Raw genomic sequence first — 15,530 nt, forward strand, 5'->3', positions numbered from 1 at the left:
AACCCAATCCCTTGACCAAACCATGATCTGAAAAACATACTCGAAGGTGGCTCAATTCTCGGTGAAAAAACCGGCTCAGTTCCGCGTGAAAACCAACACCGTTGCCATTAAGCGCCAGCACGTAAGCTTGTTCTTCGGAGAATTTGAATGGCAACAATCTCGTAAACTGGCTGCTGTCTGCAACCTCAGAAAGGAACACAGTCCCAGAGCGACGGCGCAATCCGCCATGCGTCAAAACATTGAAATTCCGGCAATACGCCAGCGAAGAACGCCAAAAATCAACATCAGAGCGAGCGCCAAGAAGTGGGCTTATCTCGCCTTTGTCGAATGTTGCCTGAAGCGGGTAATAGGTCACCGTTGTTCAATCCATTCGCTATCAGCTGCGCGTGGCGCAGTACCTTCAATGGCATCGACACGCCAAGCTGTCGCCATTGCTTCGTCGTAAAGACCCTTAGCAATCTGCACGTATGAAACCTTGCCAGTGACCCAATGTCCGCATTTCATTGCGAGATAGCCCGCAAGAGCCTCACAGAAATACGGAGGGTAGCGGTCGTAATCTTCATTGCGGAAAATATACCGGCAGCGGATCGGTCCCTGCGCATTGGTGAGGATATAAGGCCCTTCAACCTCATGCTGTATTGGAGTGCCTTCGAAGTTGCCACACGCCGTCAAAGGCAGTACGCGCAAACTGTCAGCTGGTATCGTGAAACGGTTGTTCCAGCCAAAGTCTGGCGCAATGCTATCCTTTGCCAGCAACGCACGCTTGAGCGCGAAATTCCAATCATAACGAGCAAGCAAGCTATCCCGCGACAGACCGAAGTTACGCTTCATCCATCGCACGATAGGCCGATTATCCTGCTCGAAATTGGTAATCTCGGCCTCTTTCATGATATCGAGGCTGATATTAGCGATGTCAGTCGGCGTCATTCGCCCTCACCTTCTTCCGGTTCAGGCGCTGGCGGCGGCGTTTCTTCCTGCTGCTCGCGGCGCTGACGCTGCTTTTTCAGGTAATACCAAGCCTTCGGAGGACTATACGCCGCCATCGTTCTTACTCGCCTGTCTGACCGCGAAGCGGCTTTTGCGTGCGCTTGCCGTCTGGACGATATTTGTTCAACACGCCAAGAACAGCTTTGTTGGCAGCATCAGCTGCCTTTTCGTTTACTTCACGCATCCGCTGTTCAATCGCCTGCTGCTCCATGTTGAGTTCATGGAGTGACTTCGGAGCCTCAACGGCTTCCTGTTCAACTTCAGGTGTTTCTTTTTCGGTGCTCATTGTTCTCTCCTGAAAAGGAAAAGAGGGCCGAAGCCCTCCCCTTAGCCGTTGGTGACAAGGTAGCTGATTGGAATCTGCTTACGCTCAGCGTAAACGCGGTCCCAATTGGCAGCCGTTCCGAGTTCAGCAGTTGTAGGAAACTCTCCCGCAACACTCGCATCGGTCCACTTAATGCCGTAAGGATGGAGCACGAACTGCCGGCGGGTATAGAGAATGTCGCCACCCACACCGTTACCCTGATCAGGTTTGCGCTCAACTTCGACGTTCGGGCTTGTCGACATTGGCTGTTCATTGAAGCAGATGGCTTCATTGCCGAGCAGGTAAGTGACATAGCTCGATGGGTTGCCAGCACCATTGCTGATTACCTTTGCAGTGTCAGACACCACCACGCGATAACCAAGATATGTTGGGAAGCGAACTTCGCCACGTGCATCTGGGATAAAGTCAATGAGGTTCTGCTTCTGCAGGCGGGTGTAAACAACTGAGTGCATGATCAGCGTTGACAGGTCTTCGGCTGCATCGCCCATCGTCTGCTTTGTATCGAGGATCGATTCAGCAGAGATAAGATTGCCTGCCGCTGGCGTGCCAGTGGTAACAGCGATGTTCTTGACCATGTCACCGCCGTTATTAGCAACATTGTCCAGATACACGCCATGCAGTGATGCAACAAGCAACGTATTGAAATTTCGAATCCACCAATCAGAAACGAGATTGCCAATAGCCTTCATTGGATCGTCGCCAGCGAGAACGCCAGACAGACGCATCGAAGACCAAGACTTCGTGCGAACCTGACGGGCAGCAACGTCTTTGCCGGATTCGATTTTGCCTGGGACGCTCAACTGTGCCGGATCGTCAGAACCGATATCACTGTCAACATCGGTCAGATCACGCCAGAAAGGGACGTTTGCAGTCTTGCCGCCGCCTGAGAGGAAGCTGGACATATTCGCATCAGTGCGAAGAATGCCAGACTGGAAGATGGCCCCGCGCTCCTTGGTGCGCTTGATCATATATGGATAGAATACTTCCGGGACTATAACGTCCGTAATGCGAGTAGTAGCCATTGCTAAAACCTTTCCTGAATGGCTCTGCTACTTACAGGCCGTAATCGACAGGCTTCTTGCCTGCGGCTCTGATAAGTGATGCAGCTTTTCCCGGGTCGTCGCGAACGATCCTGCCCTGTAGTGTCAGGTTTTCATGCTCGTCAGAGAATGGATTGTTGAGCGATCCAGAGGCATTGGTTGCCGTGGAATCCTCGCCGTACATTTCCTTGCCGACCTTCGCCAAAGCGAACGCGACATTTGGATCAAGCACCGCCCCCTGAGGGGAAAGAATGCCGCCCTTCACAAGACTATCCTTCAAACCAAGCTGGCTGATTGCACGGCTCGTATATTCGAGATTGTGCTTATAGCCATCGGTGTCAGGATCGCCCCATTGTGACGTGATAGCACGGTGAGCATCGCCTTCCGCCTTTGCCATCTGCTCACGCACAGAGGTAAAGACACCGGCCTGTTGCCCGACGAACTTGTCATGAAGGGTTTGCGCCTGCTGCGGAGTTAGCCCCGCTTCGTGCGCCCATGTACGGAACTCAATCGCGCTCTTTTCGTCGTAGGGGAAATCCTGAGGCACGGCTTCGGTATTGAGCTTAAGCTCATACTTATCCGGGCTTTCTGGTCGGCCCAACTTTCCGTAGAACGCATTCCATTCTTCTGCCGTTGCATCTGCACCCGGCACTTTCAAGGCCTTGCTCGCGTGGGCTTCCAGTTCTCGATACGACTTGATCGCATCCTCTGGAGATTTCCACTGCTTCGCTTCGACTAGAGTGCGGTTATCTTCTTCACGAAGGCCAGCCACCCAGTTCGCGTTATCGCCGTTCGACCCATGATCAGTGATAACGGTCGAGTCGGTCGCGGTTGTTTGCGCTGCGGTCGCATTTGCGGCCTCAGTCGCAAGCCCATTCGCCTGCTCTGTCATAAGATTTTCCTTGGTTAGATGTGCTCGAACTCTTGCCGAGCGGCTTCTTCCAACGCCCTCAACTGATCATCAGGGAGGGATAGGAATTGGAAAATGCGCGCGAATGCCGTGCGCATACCGGCTGCATGACCAGCCTGATAGTTTGATAAGTCGGCTCCGGGTTCCTGCACTTGATAGAAACCCGTATGAGCGGCCAGATCGGAAAGAACTATTTCAGCTTCTTCACTGCTCTTGCCGAATAACGACTGATAAGCGTTCGCAACCTTAAGCTCTGCGGCCTTTGGCTTGGTCTGGCGAAGATATGCGGTGTTACGCCAACTCATGCCGGCGCCATCCCGTTAGCCTGTGCCATGGCCTGCATTGCTGGCGTGGCGTCCTTGGCGGCTGTCGCCATACCTTGAGCCATTTGAAGTGCTGCGGCCTGTTCTTGCTGCTGTGCTGCGGCTTCTCTGATCTGACCGACTTCATCATCGGTACGGAACATCTTGCGAGGTGCGCCGCTGATTTCGCGGCTGAGTTCAAGCACTTCATCGCCATCAATCCGGGCAAGCACTGACTGGTCATACTGCCCGACGGCTGTTGCCATTTGAAGCACACGCTCTACACCCTGCAATTCAGCCATACGGCGCATACGAGCCAACGGGCCAGTGAATGCGGGGCTGACATTCTTGCCACCGATCGATGCTGGCGGTTCCAACGGGGAACCGGCTTCAAAGGCTCCCTTGCGCTGGATGATGTCAACTTCACGCTCGACACCAAGCGCAATGCCGCTTTCGATCTTTGCGCCTGCCGGTCCAAGCTGCTCACCCTTCTCATTCGCACGAAGCAAGGCTTCTGTTGCCGTCTTCTGAGGGTCTTCGGCAAGGATCTGGAACAGGTCAACGAACATGCTTTGACGCACGCCCATGCGCTTTGTTTCAATCAGGCGTTCTGCAAATGTTGGATTCTGTGCCTGAATAATCGGCTGTGCCAACAAGCGGCCCTGCTCATCCAGATAGCCGGGGTTTACTGCGCCACTATTCAGGTTCAGGCGATTGTAAATACCTCGCGCTGTTGCCATTGGCGGCTTAATCATCTGCTGCGAGACTTGAGCAACGGTTTTCCCCATCACTTGCAGCATCTTGATTTCAGATAGCGCTTCCATGATTGGCGACTGGCCATAAGGAGAACCGTCCGTCTGATCCCACCACATCACGTTATATGGGAACGTAAAAAAGCCGCTCGACCTGATCAGGGAGCGGCTGGAAACTTCAATCCAGAATGAAGCGTAGGCGGAATGTCGCCGTTTGTCTTTGTATTCCCCCGCTTCCTCACGAGGCATGACAGCATGAATGAAGGTAAATGGCTGGTCTGGCTTTTTCTCAAGCGATTGCTTCACAACCTCCGGAAGCTTGTCGCCTTCCTGACTGAAATAGTCACGAGCTGCACGCGCTGTCATTTCATGGACGCGGATGCACTTATCAACATCATCATAAGCATTGATGCCAAGATAGCATTCAACAACCGGCACCGAGCGATAGAAGAAGGGCACCTTGACCGGATCGACACCGCGGCGGCCAAGATTTTCCTCAAGGTATGTTATGCCAGTGCCAAGCCCACAGGTGGCGCGAATGGCTTTCTGATTGGCGAGGGCGAAGTTTGATTTTGTATTGTACCGCGCCGCGAAATGATAATCACGCAGATGGTCAAGCCATTCTTCTTCAAGATCGGTCGGCTCTGGTGAAAACGGATCATCAAGCGAGAATGAATGCCACTTCTGAACACGCGGCGTAATCAAGCTTTCCATGCCAGCAGACAGGCGAGTGAGCGCCCATGAAGCTGTGTTATCGAATATCTCTTTGCTGCGCTGTGCGGCCTGTGGCTGCTGCGCTGTACCAGTAAGAGACGACGATAGCGTAAGCCCGTTGATTTCATACTTGTGCGAAGCATAAGGCATACACAGATTGACTACATCACGCCAAACCGCTTCCCACGGATAGCGTTCAGCCGCCATCTGTGACTGCTGCTGCATGATATCATCTGCAATGCCCATGGATTAAAACCCGCTAATTGTGGTGCGGCGGCGATTTACTTCACTTCCATAATCCTGCGCACCAAGCGGCGTAGTAATAATGGTTGAAGCACGGCCTTGTGCCTGACGGCTTGCATCTTGTTCTGCTGCACGGCGCGTCTTTGCTGCCTCTGCATCTTCGCTTGGCACGGCTGGCGCCTCGGGAATGTCCGGTGTTTTCGGCTTAAAGCACATCTTCCCAATCCTCTCGTCTCCAGCTCCAAAGCTGGAATGTCTCGCCGTTCACACCGTAATTTGGCATGTCGGCCTCGTGTTTCGCTCGAATGGATTTCAACCACTTATGCGCGAGGTCATGATCTGCGATTGATCTAATCTCGACCCGCGTCACACCCTCTGCAATCAAGCGCCGGGGCCATTCTTTAATGCAGAACCTTGTTATTGCAGGAGCGGTACGTTTGAACTTGTCTGTCCCATAAGCCCACGCATAACGCATATGCGGCTGATACGGGCTGCCTTCTGATACGCCGAACGCGGCGACTGGCTGGCCATCAATCCAAGCCGTCCAGCAGAACCCCGGCGAAGTGAGAAAAGACATTGCGCCTGCCTGTGATCCGCTATCGAGTAATGCCGTGGCAAATATCTCGCGCCTGTCCTGTTCACGTAGGTTAGCCGCAATGAAACATATGTCTCTGAGGTTGCCGTCTCTGATTTCGACTTTCACCAGCTATCCAATATCGGTTCGTCGGGGGCTACAGTCTGCATTTGACCGAGCGGAATGTTTTCAGGCCGTTCCTCTATCAAGCCGGGGAATAGCTCTGTGAAGCCCCAGACAAGAGCGTCAACTCGGTCAGGCGAATAACCGGCGCTTGATCGGTCAAAGCCAGTTGTGAAGCTGCACATCTGATCTTCAAGCTCTGTAAACTCTCTCACATGGCGAACGCGTCGACGTGCATAGAGTGCACTGATCGGCTCTGCTCGAACAACCTTGCCGCGCGATGCGTGAACCAGCTTAACCGGAATCCACCGGCCTTTAGCCTGCGCCTGAATGGTGCTTTCGACCATTTCGCCGCCTTGGTTCTTTTCAGCGACGATGCAATCAGCCTTGTAGTAATTGTAGAGCGTAACCGCGCGCTTGGCCCATTCTTCGGGCTTCATAACGCCGCTGGCGTCCTCAAGAACGTAGCCGTAACCCTCTTTGTCGATGGCACAGACAACAATGCCTGTTTCATCGCTGCCGGGATTAGAGCTTGTAGCCGGATCGACAGACACAACGATCTTAACGAAGTCCGGCAACTCATCGTCACCAAGAACATACAGGCGTTCAATAACGCCGCGCGACCAGAGAGCATCTTCCGCATCACCTGAGAACTCGCCAAGAAAAAAGCGCTTGCGCTTGGCTTCTGGCAGATATTTCAGGCTTTCGAGATAGTCAGGCGGCAGATTAAGATGGTTATCCATCGGGTTTGCCACATAGTGGCTGTAGTCACCGCGATTGATTGGCCTCTTGCTTTCCGGGTCAACACCCTGGACGAATAGCTTGTAAGTCCAATGGCTTTGAGTTGTCGGGTTTAAGTCCACATAGTTGCGCAATGGCAGCGGACCCGGATGCCCGACATTTGCCTGCACGTTCTGTGCAAGGCGTGTCATCAGCGTAGTGTGCGCATCGTAACTAAGCTCTGAAGCCTCGTTCTCGTAAATCGTGGCGTATTCTTTACCCAGAACCTTGTCGACGCGCTCTTTGTCATCCAGACCAGCACACCAGACCTCGGCCCCGTTGCCGTAAACGAAAACACCGTCCTGTTCGTACCATTTATATGCAGCGTCAGGATAAGCCAGCCGCATAACCTTCGGGAAAGTATCGCGCCCGACTGATTGCTTTACCGCGACAGCGTGCTTACGGAATATTCCATGCCGTGAACCTTCGGCACGCAAAGCCCGTGTAGCAATCGCGTAGCAGGTCAGGAATGTCTTACCCGAACGCGACCCGCCATAAATCAGTGTGTGCTTTGTACCCTGTCGACCAAGTAGAGGAAGCAACGCTTGCTGTTTCTTCGTCAACTGAATCGTCATAGATCGGAAGCCTCTGGAGCAATCATGATAACCTGCCCTGTATGTTCGACTTCCTGTTTGTCGCCGTACTTCTTAGGAGCTAGTTTAGCCGCGCGCCATTGAAGCGCTGAAAGCTTCACCCGCATAGCAGATGCGTTCTCGACATTGACGTCATCAATCAACTGAATGATTTTGTCATCCATCAGATCGGCTTGGATTTCTCTCGCACGCGCGCACCTTGTGGCAAAAGCCTCATCGTCTTCCATCCAACGGAGAATAGTCCGACGATTTGGCATAGTGTCTGACGCGCAAATCTGCACGAGACTATACCCATCCATCAAACCGTTGATGATTGCTTCTTCCATCTCAGGCGTGCGCTTTGATGGTCGACCGGTTTTTACAGGCTGGCCTGCTCTTGCCTCTTCCCTGTCAGCTATTTCTTTTACACGCTCTGGTGAGAGAGCCATCACTTACACCACGTCTTTGTCAGGTAATCGTTGAATGAGCAGTGACGCTCGTAAGGTAATGCGCATGAGGCTAGGAGGATAAACGCAGAGAGAGCGAGAAGCTTGGCGGTCATGCGTACCTCTTGCTTTACTGTGAGAGCCACTGTTTATTACTGATGGGTAAACTTGGGGGGGGCTTAAATGAAATACGGCATCACTTCAGATAGAGAAGACTGGACTGATCGAGACATCATCGTAACAATTTTCAGCGACGGCACTGCGCGCGTTAGAAATAAGGATGAATATCTTACTCCACTAAGATCGCCGTTACACAAAGCCATCAAGAATGCAGAAAACTGGCTCAGACAAGAGGCGCATCATTACGAGCGGATTATGATCCACTTGCTGATCGGCGACGAAGCATCAGACGAAAGTGAACGCTCTCCTCCAAACAGAAAACCCCGCACTAGGCGGGGGTGAACAGGTACGATTTAATAAACGGAATTAAAGTGGACTCGCACTGAAAAACATAAGCTAAAACAATAGCTTGATACCCGATTTGATGCCATTACCGCGCAGTGGACTCGCGACACCACCTCAAGCTATTGAATTTTCTACACTTTCACGGTTTTCAGCACGTTTTAAGCACCACCTGCATACACGGTGGCCTACCACCATACGGATAAAGTCTTTCGGCTTGGAGCATTCCCCCATTTAACCAGCCTGCTATGAACTGGCACCGAATGATATGCGAGGCGCACCGTAGTCGGCCCATTTGGGCGGCAGTATACACGGGGCTTTTCCTGCCAGTTATCCAACTATCCCAGCGCTCACTTGCAGCTATTCGCCGGGATCGGCTGCAATCCGCCGCCTCGCATTCCGTTGAGGCGTTGCCTCGAATCAAAAAGCGGCTCGAAAGCCGCTGAACTCTAAACATTAAAAACCATGCTGCACCATGCGCGTGTGGCATGGCTGGGTTTGACCGGCGAGTATTCCCACTATGTGGTCCGCATCAGAACATCAAATCATCCAGTTGCATATATATCTGATTTGGTGATAAGCGCAAAGCGCTTTTTCACGCAGCTGGGGATAGATCGTCTAGCCCGACCTCTACCGGAACAAAGCTATTCAGAGCATTGAGAAGAACCTTGATCTTGCCTGAGCTGGTCACTTCCTCCACGATGCCGGTAATGTCAACGAATGGCCCGCGTACCAGTGAGACAGACTGACCCTTACTGAATTTAAGCTTTGCCGTTGCCTTTTTTGTGCGGGCTTCTTCCTCGCGATAAATCCGGGCTTCGCGTGTATCATCAAACTGCATGTCGCGCTCGGCCAGAAACATAGCCTCAACGGCATTTGCAGAAACACGGACATACGTCCCACCACACTCCAAAACACACTCGACGCCCTCGCAACGCCGCAATCTGAACCAATCCGCATTTGTCTTCGGTTGCGCAACAAATAGATAACGCAGCATCAGGGCGCTTTCTTTTACCACTCGCGTCTTTGTGCGCTTATGGATGAATTCCTTGCGCTGCCTTGGCAAATAAGCCTCATATCCAGCACGTGTGAGATTGTTACACGCCTTTTCCTCGCACTTGATGTTCGTGCGGATCACATACCAATCTTTGTCCTTACTGATCGTTGTCGCCGCCATAGTGTTTCCTCATCGCCTGGGGTTAGTCGCGCTTGTTATGAATGTAGACGTTGATTTCTGAACTCTCGCCGCTAGTCAGAAAATTCAAATATTTCACAGCGCAGTCATTTGTTGCCTTAGCCGTTGCACGCACGGCAATCAGATCAAGGGCGAACAACCATGCAGCAAAAGCCACAGCCCAAAAAAAGATCTTCATGTACAGATCGCTCATCAGAATACCTGCATGAAATAAGCCCCCACCCGTAACGCAAACAAAGAACGGGTAATAATCCCTCACTAACTCTCGCAGCCAGTTTGCAAACCTCTTGATTGCCCTCATCGCCCTCTCCTATGCCGCTTGCTCGATGCCGAGCATTTTGTTTCTTGCTTCGTCCAAAAGCTTGACCACTTCCGCCTCAGACTTGTTCATCCGTTCAGCAATCTGCATGGTGTCTAATTGCTGGCGGAATAATCGATGGGCCTTGGCTGCGCATGAATTGCCAGCGAGGAACTTCCTTTGAGCCTCCAGCCTCCTGATAAGCGACGGGGCATAGCCGTGGTATTTACCCATTGGGTGTTCTGCAGCTTCTTGCATCATGCTGCCCTCCCTGCTTGCTTGAATGTGTCGCTTGGCGCGTTCTTGATCTTGTCAAGATTGAAATCTGCGCTGTTGGCTTCGGCTGCTGCCTTAAGGCGAGCCATGCAGGCGTCTGTGCTTGTGTCGTACTGGTCGCGGCGGGTTTCTTCTGCCGCGTTATCGAGGCGCTGCTGCGCCTTGGTGGCTTCCCACTTTGCTGTTGCGCGGGCGCGGCTTTCTGGTGTCCATGAGTCATGAATTTTCTTGCTGGCCTCCCGTTCCTGCCGCTGGCGTTCTGCATGGCGATGGATATCAAAGTCCGCTCGCTGCGCATTCAGGATCGGCTTCATGATCTGATCACACAAGCCGCGAAGCTCTGGCGGCAGAGGCATCCACTTGTGACCAAGGGCATTCTGCATGATCCGCTCGACTGCCTCTGAGAGCGCATAAGCTGTAACACCGCGAAGCGCAGACATGATATTTTCGACTTCGGCGCGGCGAATATCAGCCTTTTCCGGTTCGGTTAGCCCCTCAGGAAGACCGCGCGAAGGCAAGGCGTAAAGGCGCCTCATCGCCTTCTGAATGTCGGACATTCCCGCCAGCTTCATGTACTGATCGTTCGTCGCTATCTGGGTCTTCTGCATTTTGATGCTCCAGCTTTTGACCAAGGCGCAGCCACATGACGCGCGGGTCATCAAGATCGGTGTTGTTGGATTTCGGGGAATTGTCTCGTGCTGCTGGCGCAGCGCGATTGTCATAACGGCCTTCGAGCAAGCGGGTGAACGACTGTTGCTGAAGGAGGAAATCTAAATCTGCTCGGAAATCGCCTTTGCGGCCCAGACAGAAATCACTGACCTCGACCTTTGCCAAAGCCTCAAGCCATACCGGCATGCCGTGAGCTTTGAGCAAGGAGGCAAGTTTCCGCTTTCGCGCTTCGTTCAGGACACGGACGGCAGGCAGACCGCACCGAGAAGCCAAAGCCGAATATGCTTCGAGCGCTTCCGAAACATGGTCCTGTTTTTTTGCGCGCTCGCTAACATCTGAACGAAGTGAAGATGTATTATCTGTATCTGTATCTGTATGGTTGAACGTCTGTTGAACGTCCGTTGAAGTCATGCGTTGTTTTTGTTGTCTTTTTTCGGCACTTGCTTTTCCTGCCTTGGAATTAATTTTCAACTTGTGCGCACGACTTGAAATTTCAGCTTCGGCTCGGTGGTTGGAAATCATGCCGTCGAGAAGCTCCAGCTTCCCAAGTTCGATGAGCTTTTCGACTGTCTTAACGAATGTCGATTCACGCATGCCGCAGTATGTTGCGAGGCGCATGACGTGATATTCTACAGGGCCGTTTTCTTCATAGATGCGGCAAAGCATCATTGTGTAGACGCCGACTTCCTGAGCCGACAGGCCACGAACGCCGTGCATGAAGTCAGACGGGTAGAAATCAAAATACGGGATGCGGTCTTTGCTCATGTCGCTAACGCCTCCTCGGCGCGCTGCAAGATGACGACACACTCCTCTTTCAAACCGGCATCCCACGTCATTGTGAGGCGTTCACAAAGGCTGTCGTTCTTGATGACCTTGTAATGCTGGAGAACGTCGAGAAGCGCTTTCATCCGGTTGTCGAGGTCCATGCGCTTATGCGGACGCTTCAAAGAAACTGAGATGCTGAAAGGCCCGTCGATGAATTCATTCTTGCGGTTTAGAAAGAAGCCGCAGTCATTGCGCCACTTCGCATATTCAGGCGACAGGCGGCGAGACTTTCCCCAGCCGACATAGATGTCCCAAACAGACGGGGGGAACGGGAGCGCAAGCTTAATCATGCTGCCGCCTCGCCTTCTGCCTTGCGGGCGATGGCTGCAAGGATAGCGTGACCTATCAATTCGGGGATTTGAGGGACAACAGCGTTGCCTAATCCTTTAAGTCTGTGTGACCGATCGGGAACCCCATCAGCCACTCGACCCATTCCGGGTTCAACGCGCCAGCCTCCCCAGATCGGTAGAGAACCGCGTTGGGAAGCTGTCCAAGATGACCGTTCTTGCCACTCTTTAGACTGCGTTCGATGGAGGTCAGAGAATTCTGGCCCTTGAAATCGTGTGAGGATGGCGTTGGCCAGAATTTGACCGCTTGCGATAATCTCACCTGGCTTTGAACGCCCTTTGGGTTCAAATGCCGCAGTGTTCCATTTTTCGTGATGTGCGGCCGCGCAGGTGGCTTCCTTTCCGCTGTATCCGAGGCAGCAGGGGTAGGCCACAATCCAAATTCTGTCCCTGATGTGACGGGCGCCAATGGCTGAAGCCGGAATGCAATGCCATTCCGCATCATACCCGACCGAGGCCAAGTCTCCGAGAACACGGTCCAGCCCTCTACCAAGCAACGCTGCGACGTTCTCCACGATGACGTATGACGGTCGTAATTCGCCAACAAGTCTAGCGATCTCGCTCCATAGGCCGGAGCGCTCACCTTCGAGACCCGCTCCATCACCGGCGTAACTAATATCTTGGCATGGAAATCCGCCACAGATGACGTCGACTTCAATTCCATCGGCAGCAAGCTTATCTGCTGTGAGTTCTCTAACGTCATGATAGCACGGCACCTCTGGCCAATGTTTCGCGAGGACGCGGCGCGGAAATTCTTCAATCTCGCAGAACGCCACGGTTTCAAATCCGCCCGTGCGTTCCAAGCCGAGAGAGAAACCGCCAATGCCGCTGAAAAGATCGAGAACGCGGAGCTTGTTCATGCTTCGCCTCCAAAGAGTTCGCCTTGTCTGGCGTCTTTGCGGTCGAGCATGCGCAGAACGGTTTCGCCGTGATGCTCTTTATCCCAGACAAACCAGGCATGAAGCGCAGGAGGAGAACCCTGACCGGTAAAGTCGATCTTCCAGCGCATGAGATACACGCGTGCAGGTGGGAATCGGCCCCAGAATGATGCAAGTCCAACGGCACCAGGCCAGGACCAGTTGAGCAGCAGCGCCATGTAATCTACGCTGAGCGTATCTAGAGCGTGATAAAGCCAGCGTGCTTTGCCGTCGCCCCAACTGCACTGATCGAAAGGAGGATTGGTGACGATAGCAGGGGCTGGCGATACGGGGAAATCATAGAAAGACCGGATATCCGCATCACAGCCTCGATCAATCAGATCAGACGAACGAACGATAAGGCCAAGCGATTCCATTTCGCGAACCATTGCGCCGTCACCTGCTGCAGGCTCCCAAATGCAAGGGAAGTCGCGCAGACGCTCTATTTCAGCATGGAGAAAGGCCCGTGTAGGCTCTGGCGGGGTTGGGTAAAACTCGTTCGGTTCACGCTCAAGGGAATCGGTCTTCACAATCTCGCCATCGAGCATGATGTGAACCGGCTTTGGCTTATTACCTGTAGCTCTGAAAAGACCGCGTGCGCTTGCTGTCATTAGAAGTTCCACTTCATGTAAAACAGCACGACAATGAGCGGGATAAGCGCGCAGGCGGCAGCAATGAGAATGGAGCGGAACTCAATCATTTATCGCCCTTCTCTATTCTCGTCGGATAGGTTTCCTGATCCTTTTGCCGGCGAACCTTGCGCAACCAATACCGGCGCAATTTCTGCCACAGCTCCACGGAAAGGCGTGCCAGCAAGAGCATCAGCCAAGCCAAGTATTTTCGAATTACGTGCATTGGCCAGTTCCCTCTCAGACTGGTAGGCTTTTTCTGATGCTTCGAGCGCGGCCTTGTACGCACGAGCAATGGCCGCATAAGCGGACACAGGCATGTCTTTGATGGATCGATAGCGAAGACGGTGCATCCAAGAGGCAGGCGCGCCATACATGCGCTCTGCTCGGTGCATGGCAGCATCTACCGTGTCACCCGGACCCCGGTAGGAACTCTGGAGAATGAAATCGCTCATTCCCTTAGCGCTGCTGACAAACTCGACACTCATTTTGTCAGATCCTTCAAAACCTTTGTCGGACATTGCAAAGCTCTCCAGTTACGTTTCAGGACAGCAAGGAACTGAAACGAAACATTCGCTGGAGAGATTGTTTGGAACACATCGGGCACGCGGCGTGGCGCGTTTTGCAGAACGCACGAAAGGCAGCGATGGCCCGAAGAAATGACGCGGATGCAGAAATGCGTGAGCCTGCTTTGTTCAAGGTTGAGGGGAAAGCCCCGGTCACGCGCCGCCAAGATGCACCCGCTACAGCCGAAGAACTTGGCGGACAGGCATTCGCGCCCGAAAGATCGCGCACTTAACGCTCGGCTGATTTTTGAATTTGAATTGGACAGGATGTTCCTCATCATCGCCGCCTATTCCTGTCCAGAAAGGAGAGCCTCACCGCGCTTATTGAAGGCGGTGAGGCTTTTCTCGTCTGCTGCTTGGGAGGCGGGAGACGCAGACGAAAGGAGATTGCGTAAAGCATGTTGACGAGTGCGACCGCTCGCGCCTCGGCCAGTAATCTGGCAAGTCGCAATGAAATTACCGTCTTGTGTGGGATATACGGTCGCGCTCATGGCTCAGCTCATGCCCAATGCGTCCATATAAAGCTGAAGCATTGCTTCGGCCTCTTGGCGCTCATGATCTTCTTTCTTACGGAGACGGATGATTTCGCGAACGACGGGCGCTTGGAATCCAGAGCCCTTCAGTTCCGCATAGACTTCCTTGATGTCGTCGCCGATGGTCTTCTTTTCTTCTTCGAGGCGTTCAATACGCTCGATGAAGGCCCGCAATTGGCCGACAGCAATTGTCTGGGCTTGCGATGTAATATCGTCGCTCATTGGGTTATCCTGATTAAGGTTGGGGTTTGGACTGTTCATGCGCTTGCCCTCGTGCGGGAGCGCTTTGGTGCTGACTTCGCTATGAAGTCCTCTGGCTTGAGCTTAATCTTTCGGTCTTGCGCAGCTTCAATAAGTACCGGGACATGCCAATGAGGAATTGCCCCTCCAGTCCCGCCCGCGTCTTTGGGCATGCGCCAGCGCATCACCGAATGTGGAGAAACGCCGACAATGGTTGCAACGGCGGTCAAACCGCCAAATTCAGTGATGATTGTGTTTGCTGGCTCGTGTCTCATAACCACGAATGTATGATATTCGTACAATCAACGCAAGCAATAATGTACGATAATCCTACGTGCTGGATTTATCCCGTTGTGCGAAAATCGAACAATGACGGATAATGTGTCTCAACTGTTCATTGATTGGATCGCCAACAACCTCGACAAGAAGGCTGGGAAAACTCAGTCTGGCCTTGCCGAGCATATGCATGTCGCGCACCCGCAGGTAACTCAGCTGTTGAAAGGCAAGCGTGACTTAAAGGTCCGGGAAGTGCCGGTCATTGCTGAATACCTGAACGCCCCGCCCCCGAACTGGCCCAATACGGCTTCGGACGTAATTCGGGGCGACCAGGCTATAATTGAAGCACTTCAACGCATAGAAGGTTTAGACCAACGTGGCGTGGAAGTCGTATTCTCGGTTATCGACACCGTTATTCAGCGTCAGCCTGCCAAATCAGGACCATCTTCCTCTGATGATCAACCCGAGATTTCCAAGCCCCACCGTGAATTGAAGTCATAAGATTTGCGATTGAAACGCTCTCGCGTTC

General features: G+C 52.9%; 23 protein-coding genes and 1 pseudogene. 3 read left to right on the forward strand and 21 right to left on the reverse strand.

Annotated elements, in window-relative coordinates; translation table 11 throughout:
- From VBH83_RS10030 to VBH83_RS10080, 11 genes and pseudogenes are all read right to left on the reverse strand, one after another.
- Positions 1-355, reverse strand: a pseudogene (locus tag VBH83_RS10030) (hypothetical protein); the annotation flags it as partial.
- Positions 352-927: a hypothetical protein gene (locus tag VBH83_RS10035; RefSeq protein ID WP_396997454.1), complete on the reverse strand. Its 576-nt coding sequence runs from the start codon at positions 925-927 to the stop codon at positions 352-354. The gene VBH83_RS10035 and the pseudogene VBH83_RS10030, both read right to left, overlap by 4 nt.
- Before the next feature lie 121 nt (positions 928-1,048).
- Entirely contained in the window at positions 1,049-1,273 is a 225-nt protein-coding gene (locus VBH83_RS10040; protein WP_396997456.1) for a hypothetical protein, read from the reverse strand.
- A gap of 41 nt (positions 1,274-1,314) precedes the next feature.
- Positions 1,315-2,334, reverse strand: coding sequence for a major capsid protein (locus tag VBH83_RS10045; RefSeq protein ID WP_396997458.1), 1,020 nt, complete (start codon positions 2,332-2,334; stop codon positions 1,315-1,317).
- 31 nt (positions 2,335-2,365) lie between these two features.
- The gene (locus VBH83_RS10050; protein WP_396997460.1) at positions 2,366-3,244 is read right to left on the reverse strand and encodes a hypothetical protein; all 879 of its coding nucleotides are present in this window, start codon (positions 3,242-3,244) and stop codon (positions 2,366-2,368) included.
- A gap of 14 nt (positions 3,245-3,258) precedes the next feature.
- A complete protein-coding gene (locus VBH83_RS10055; protein ID WP_396997462.1) occupies positions 3,259-3,567 on the reverse strand; it encodes a hypothetical protein in 309 nt (102 codons plus the stop codon).
- The gene (locus tag VBH83_RS10060) at positions 3,564-5,276 is read right to left on the reverse strand and encodes a portal protein (protein ID WP_396997464.1); all 1,713 of its coding nucleotides are present in this window, start codon (positions 5,274-5,276) and stop codon (positions 3,564-3,566) included. Before VBH83_RS10060 ends, VBH83_RS10055 begins: the two co-directional genes overlap by 4 nt.
- Before the next feature lie 3 nt (positions 5,277-5,279).
- Entirely contained in the window at positions 5,280-5,489 is a 210-nt protein-coding gene (locus tag VBH83_RS10065; protein ID WP_396997465.1) for a hypothetical protein, read from the reverse strand.
- Positions 5,479-5,976, reverse strand: coding sequence for a hypothetical protein (locus VBH83_RS10070; RefSeq protein ID WP_396997467.1), 498 nt, complete (start codon positions 5,974-5,976; stop codon positions 5,479-5,481). The genes VBH83_RS10065 and VBH83_RS10070 overlap by 11 nt, the downstream gene beginning before the upstream one ends.
- A complete protein-coding gene (locus VBH83_RS10075; protein WP_396997469.1) occupies positions 5,973-7,325 on the reverse strand; it encodes a phage terminase large subunit in 1,353 nt (450 codons plus the stop codon). Before VBH83_RS10075 ends, VBH83_RS10070 begins: the two co-directional genes overlap by 4 nt.
- A complete protein-coding gene (locus tag VBH83_RS10080) occupies positions 7,322-7,771 on the reverse strand; it encodes a terminase small subunit protein (protein ID WP_396997471.1) in 450 nt (149 codons plus the stop codon). The genes VBH83_RS10075 and VBH83_RS10080 overlap by 4 nt, the downstream gene beginning before the upstream one ends.
- Before the next feature lie 180 nt (positions 7,772-7,951).
- Between VBH83_RS10080 and VBH83_RS10085 the strand changes: the two genes are divergently transcribed.
- Positions 7,952-8,230 (forward strand): hypothetical protein, encoded by a 279-nt coding sequence (locus VBH83_RS10085; protein ID WP_396997473.1) that lies wholly within the window; start codon positions 7,952-7,954, stop codon positions 8,228-8,230.
- A 595-nt stretch (positions 8,231-8,825) separates the two neighbouring features.
- Here the strand turns inward: VBH83_RS10085 and VBH83_RS10090 are convergent.
- From VBH83_RS10090 to VBH83_RS10130, 9 genes are all read right to left on the reverse strand, one after another.
- The gene (locus tag VBH83_RS10090; RefSeq protein ID WP_396997475.1) at positions 8,826-9,407 is read right to left on the reverse strand and encodes a transcription termination/antitermination protein NusG; all 582 of its coding nucleotides are present in this window, start codon (positions 9,405-9,407) and stop codon (positions 8,826-8,828) included.
- Between the two features lie 22 nt (positions 9,408-9,429).
- Positions 9,430-9,726 carry a hypothetical protein gene (locus VBH83_RS10095; protein WP_396997477.1) on the reverse strand — a complete coding sequence of 99 codons (297 nt, stop codon included), beginning with the start codon at positions 9,724-9,726 and terminating at the stop codon, positions 9,430-9,432.
- A gap of 9 nt (positions 9,727-9,735) precedes the next feature.
- Positions 9,736-9,984, reverse strand: coding sequence for a hypothetical protein (locus VBH83_RS10100; RefSeq protein ID WP_396997479.1), 249 nt, complete (start codon positions 9,982-9,984; stop codon positions 9,736-9,738).
- On the reverse strand, positions 9,981-10,556 hold the full coding sequence (locus VBH83_RS10105; RefSeq protein ID WP_396997481.1) for a hypothetical protein: 576 nt from the start codon (positions 10,554-10,556) through the stop codon (positions 9,981-9,983). The genes VBH83_RS10100 and VBH83_RS10105 overlap by 4 nt, the downstream gene beginning before the upstream one ends.
- Positions 10,495-11,433 carry a DUF1376 domain-containing protein gene (locus VBH83_RS10110; RefSeq protein ID WP_396997483.1) on the reverse strand — a complete coding sequence of 313 codons (939 nt, stop codon included), beginning with the start codon at positions 11,431-11,433 and terminating at the stop codon, positions 10,495-10,497. Before VBH83_RS10110 ends, VBH83_RS10105 begins: the two co-directional genes overlap by 62 nt.
- Positions 11,430-11,783, reverse strand: a complete 354-nt coding sequence (locus VBH83_RS10115) for a RusA family crossover junction endodeoxyribonuclease (RefSeq protein WP_396997485.1) — start codon at positions 11,781-11,783, stop codon at positions 11,430-11,432. The genes VBH83_RS10110 and VBH83_RS10115 overlap by 4 nt, the downstream gene beginning before the upstream one ends.
- Entirely contained in the window at positions 11,780-12,700 is a 921-nt protein-coding gene (locus VBH83_RS10120) for a DNA cytosine methyltransferase (RefSeq protein ID WP_396997487.1), read from the reverse strand. The genes VBH83_RS10115 and VBH83_RS10120 overlap by 4 nt, the downstream gene beginning before the upstream one ends.
- Positions 12,697-13,368 carry a hypothetical protein gene (locus VBH83_RS10125; RefSeq protein WP_396997489.1) on the reverse strand — a complete coding sequence of 224 codons (672 nt, stop codon included), beginning with the start codon at positions 13,366-13,368 and terminating at the stop codon, positions 12,697-12,699. Before VBH83_RS10125 ends, VBH83_RS10120 begins: the two co-directional genes overlap by 4 nt.
- 89 nt (positions 13,369-13,457) lie before the next feature.
- Positions 13,458-13,907, reverse strand: a complete 450-nt coding sequence (locus tag VBH83_RS10130) for a hypothetical protein (RefSeq protein ID WP_396997490.1) — start codon at positions 13,905-13,907, stop codon at positions 13,458-13,460.
- A gap of 155 nt (positions 13,908-14,062) precedes the next feature.
- Here VBH83_RS10130 and VBH83_RS10135 point away from each other — a divergent pair, with 155 nt between their 5' ends.
- Positions 14,063-14,185 carry a hypothetical protein gene (locus tag VBH83_RS10135; protein WP_396997492.1) on the forward strand — a complete coding sequence of 41 codons (123 nt, stop codon included), beginning with the start codon at positions 14,063-14,065 and terminating at the stop codon, positions 14,183-14,185.
- Between the two features lie 261 nt (positions 14,186-14,446).
- Here the strand turns inward: VBH83_RS10135 and VBH83_RS10140 are convergent, their stop codons facing one another.
- Positions 14,447-14,707 carry a DUF2312 domain-containing protein gene (locus tag VBH83_RS10140; protein ID WP_396997494.1) on the reverse strand — a complete coding sequence of 87 codons (261 nt, stop codon included), beginning with the start codon at positions 14,705-14,707 and terminating at the stop codon, positions 14,447-14,449.
- 387 nt (positions 14,708-15,094) lie between these two features.
- On the opposite strand from VBH83_RS10140, the gene VBH83_RS10145 reads away from it, so the two are divergent.
- A complete protein-coding gene (locus tag VBH83_RS10145; RefSeq protein WP_396997496.1) occupies positions 15,095-15,502 on the forward strand; it encodes a helix-turn-helix domain-containing protein in 408 nt (135 codons plus the stop codon).
- Positions 15,503-15,530 lie beyond the last annotated feature (28 nt).

Origin of the sequence: Ochrobactrum sp. S1502_03, assembly GCF_044435015.1 — a bacterium.
Taxonomy (GTDB): domain Bacteria; phylum Pseudomonadota; class Alphaproteobacteria; order Rhizobiales; family Rhizobiaceae; genus Brucella; species Brucella chromiisoli.

Bases quoted from the DNA above. Each gene is read 5' to 3' on its own strand.
- VBH83_RS10090 (WP_396997475.1), bottom strand. From the start codon at position 9,407: ATGGCGGCGACAACGATCAGTAAGGACAAAGATTGGTATGTGATCCGC.
- VBH83_RS10035 (WP_396997454.1), bottom strand. From the start codon at position 927: ATGACGCCGACTGACATCGCTAATATCAGCCTCGATATCATGAAAGAG.
- VBH83_RS10075 (WP_396997469.1), bottom strand. From the start codon at position 7,325: ATGACGATTCAGTTGACGAAGAAACAGCAAGCGTTGCTTCCTCTACTT.
- VBH83_RS10050 (WP_396997460.1), bottom strand. From the start codon at position 3,244: ATGACAGAGCAGGCGAATGGGCTTGCGACTGAGGCCGCAAATGCGACC.
- VBH83_RS10045 (WP_396997458.1), bottom strand. From the start codon at position 2,334: ATGGCTACTACTCGCATTACGGACGTTATAGTCCCGGAAGTATTCTAT.
- VBH83_RS10120 (WP_396997487.1), bottom strand. From the start codon at position 12,700: ATGAACAAGCTCCGCGTTCTCGATCTTTTCAGCGGCATTGGCGGTTTC.
- VBH83_RS10055 (WP_396997462.1), bottom strand. From the start codon at position 3,567: ATGAGTTGGCGTAACACCGCATATCTTCGCCAGACCAAGCCAAAGGCC.
- VBH83_RS10125 (WP_396997489.1), bottom strand. From the start codon at position 13,368: ATGACAGCAAGCGCACGCGGTCTTTTCAGAGCTACAGGTAATAAGCCA.
- VBH83_RS10140 (WP_396997494.1), bottom strand. From the start codon at position 14,707: ATGAGCGACGATATTACATCGCAAGCCCAGACAATTGCTGTCGGCCAA.
- VBH83_RS10085 (WP_396997473.1), top strand. From the start codon at position 7,952: ATGAAATACGGCATCACTTCAGATAGAGAAGACTGGACTGATCGAGAC.
- VBH83_RS10080 (WP_396997471.1), bottom strand. From the start codon at position 7,771: ATGGCTCTCTCACCAGAGCGTGTAAAAGAAATAGCTGACAGGGAAGAG.
- VBH83_RS10115 (WP_396997485.1), bottom strand. From the start codon at position 11,783: ATGATTAAGCTTGCGCTCCCGTTCCCCCCGTCTGTTTGGGACATCTAT.
- VBH83_RS10105 (WP_396997481.1), bottom strand. From the start codon at position 10,556: ATGTCCGACATTCAGAAGGCGATGAGGCGCCTTTACGCCTTGCCTTCG.
- VBH83_RS10100 (WP_396997479.1), bottom strand. From the start codon at position 9,984: ATGATGCAAGAAGCTGCAGAACACCCAATGGGTAAATACCACGGCTAT.
- VBH83_RS10110 (WP_396997483.1), bottom strand. From the start codon at position 11,433: ATGAGCAAAGACCGCATCCCGTATTTTGATTTCTACCCGTCTGACTTC.
- VBH83_RS10135 (WP_396997492.1), top strand. From the start codon at position 14,063: ATGCGTGAGCCTGCTTTGTTCAAGGTTGAGGGGAAAGCCCCGGTCACG.
- VBH83_RS10040 (WP_396997456.1), bottom strand. From the start codon at position 1,273: ATGAGCACCGAAAAAGAAACACCTGAAGTTGAACAGGAAGCCGTTGAG.
- VBH83_RS10065 (WP_396997465.1), bottom strand. From the start codon at position 5,489: ATGTGCTTTAAGCCGAAAACACCGGACATTCCCGAGGCGCCAGCCGTG.
- VBH83_RS10060 (WP_396997464.1), bottom strand. From the start codon at position 5,276: ATGGGCATTGCAGATGATATCATGCAGCAGCAGTCACAGATGGCGGCT.
- VBH83_RS10145 (WP_396997496.1), top strand. From the start codon at position 15,095: ATGACGGATAATGTGTCTCAACTGTTCATTGATTGGATCGCCAACAAC.
- VBH83_RS10095 (WP_396997477.1), bottom strand. From the start codon at position 9,726: ATGAGGGCAATCAAGAGGTTTGCAAACTGGCTGCGAGAGTTAGTGAGG.
- VBH83_RS10130 (WP_396997490.1), bottom strand. From the start codon at position 13,907: ATGTCCGACAAAGGTTTTGAAGGATCTGACAAAATGAGTGTCGAGTTT.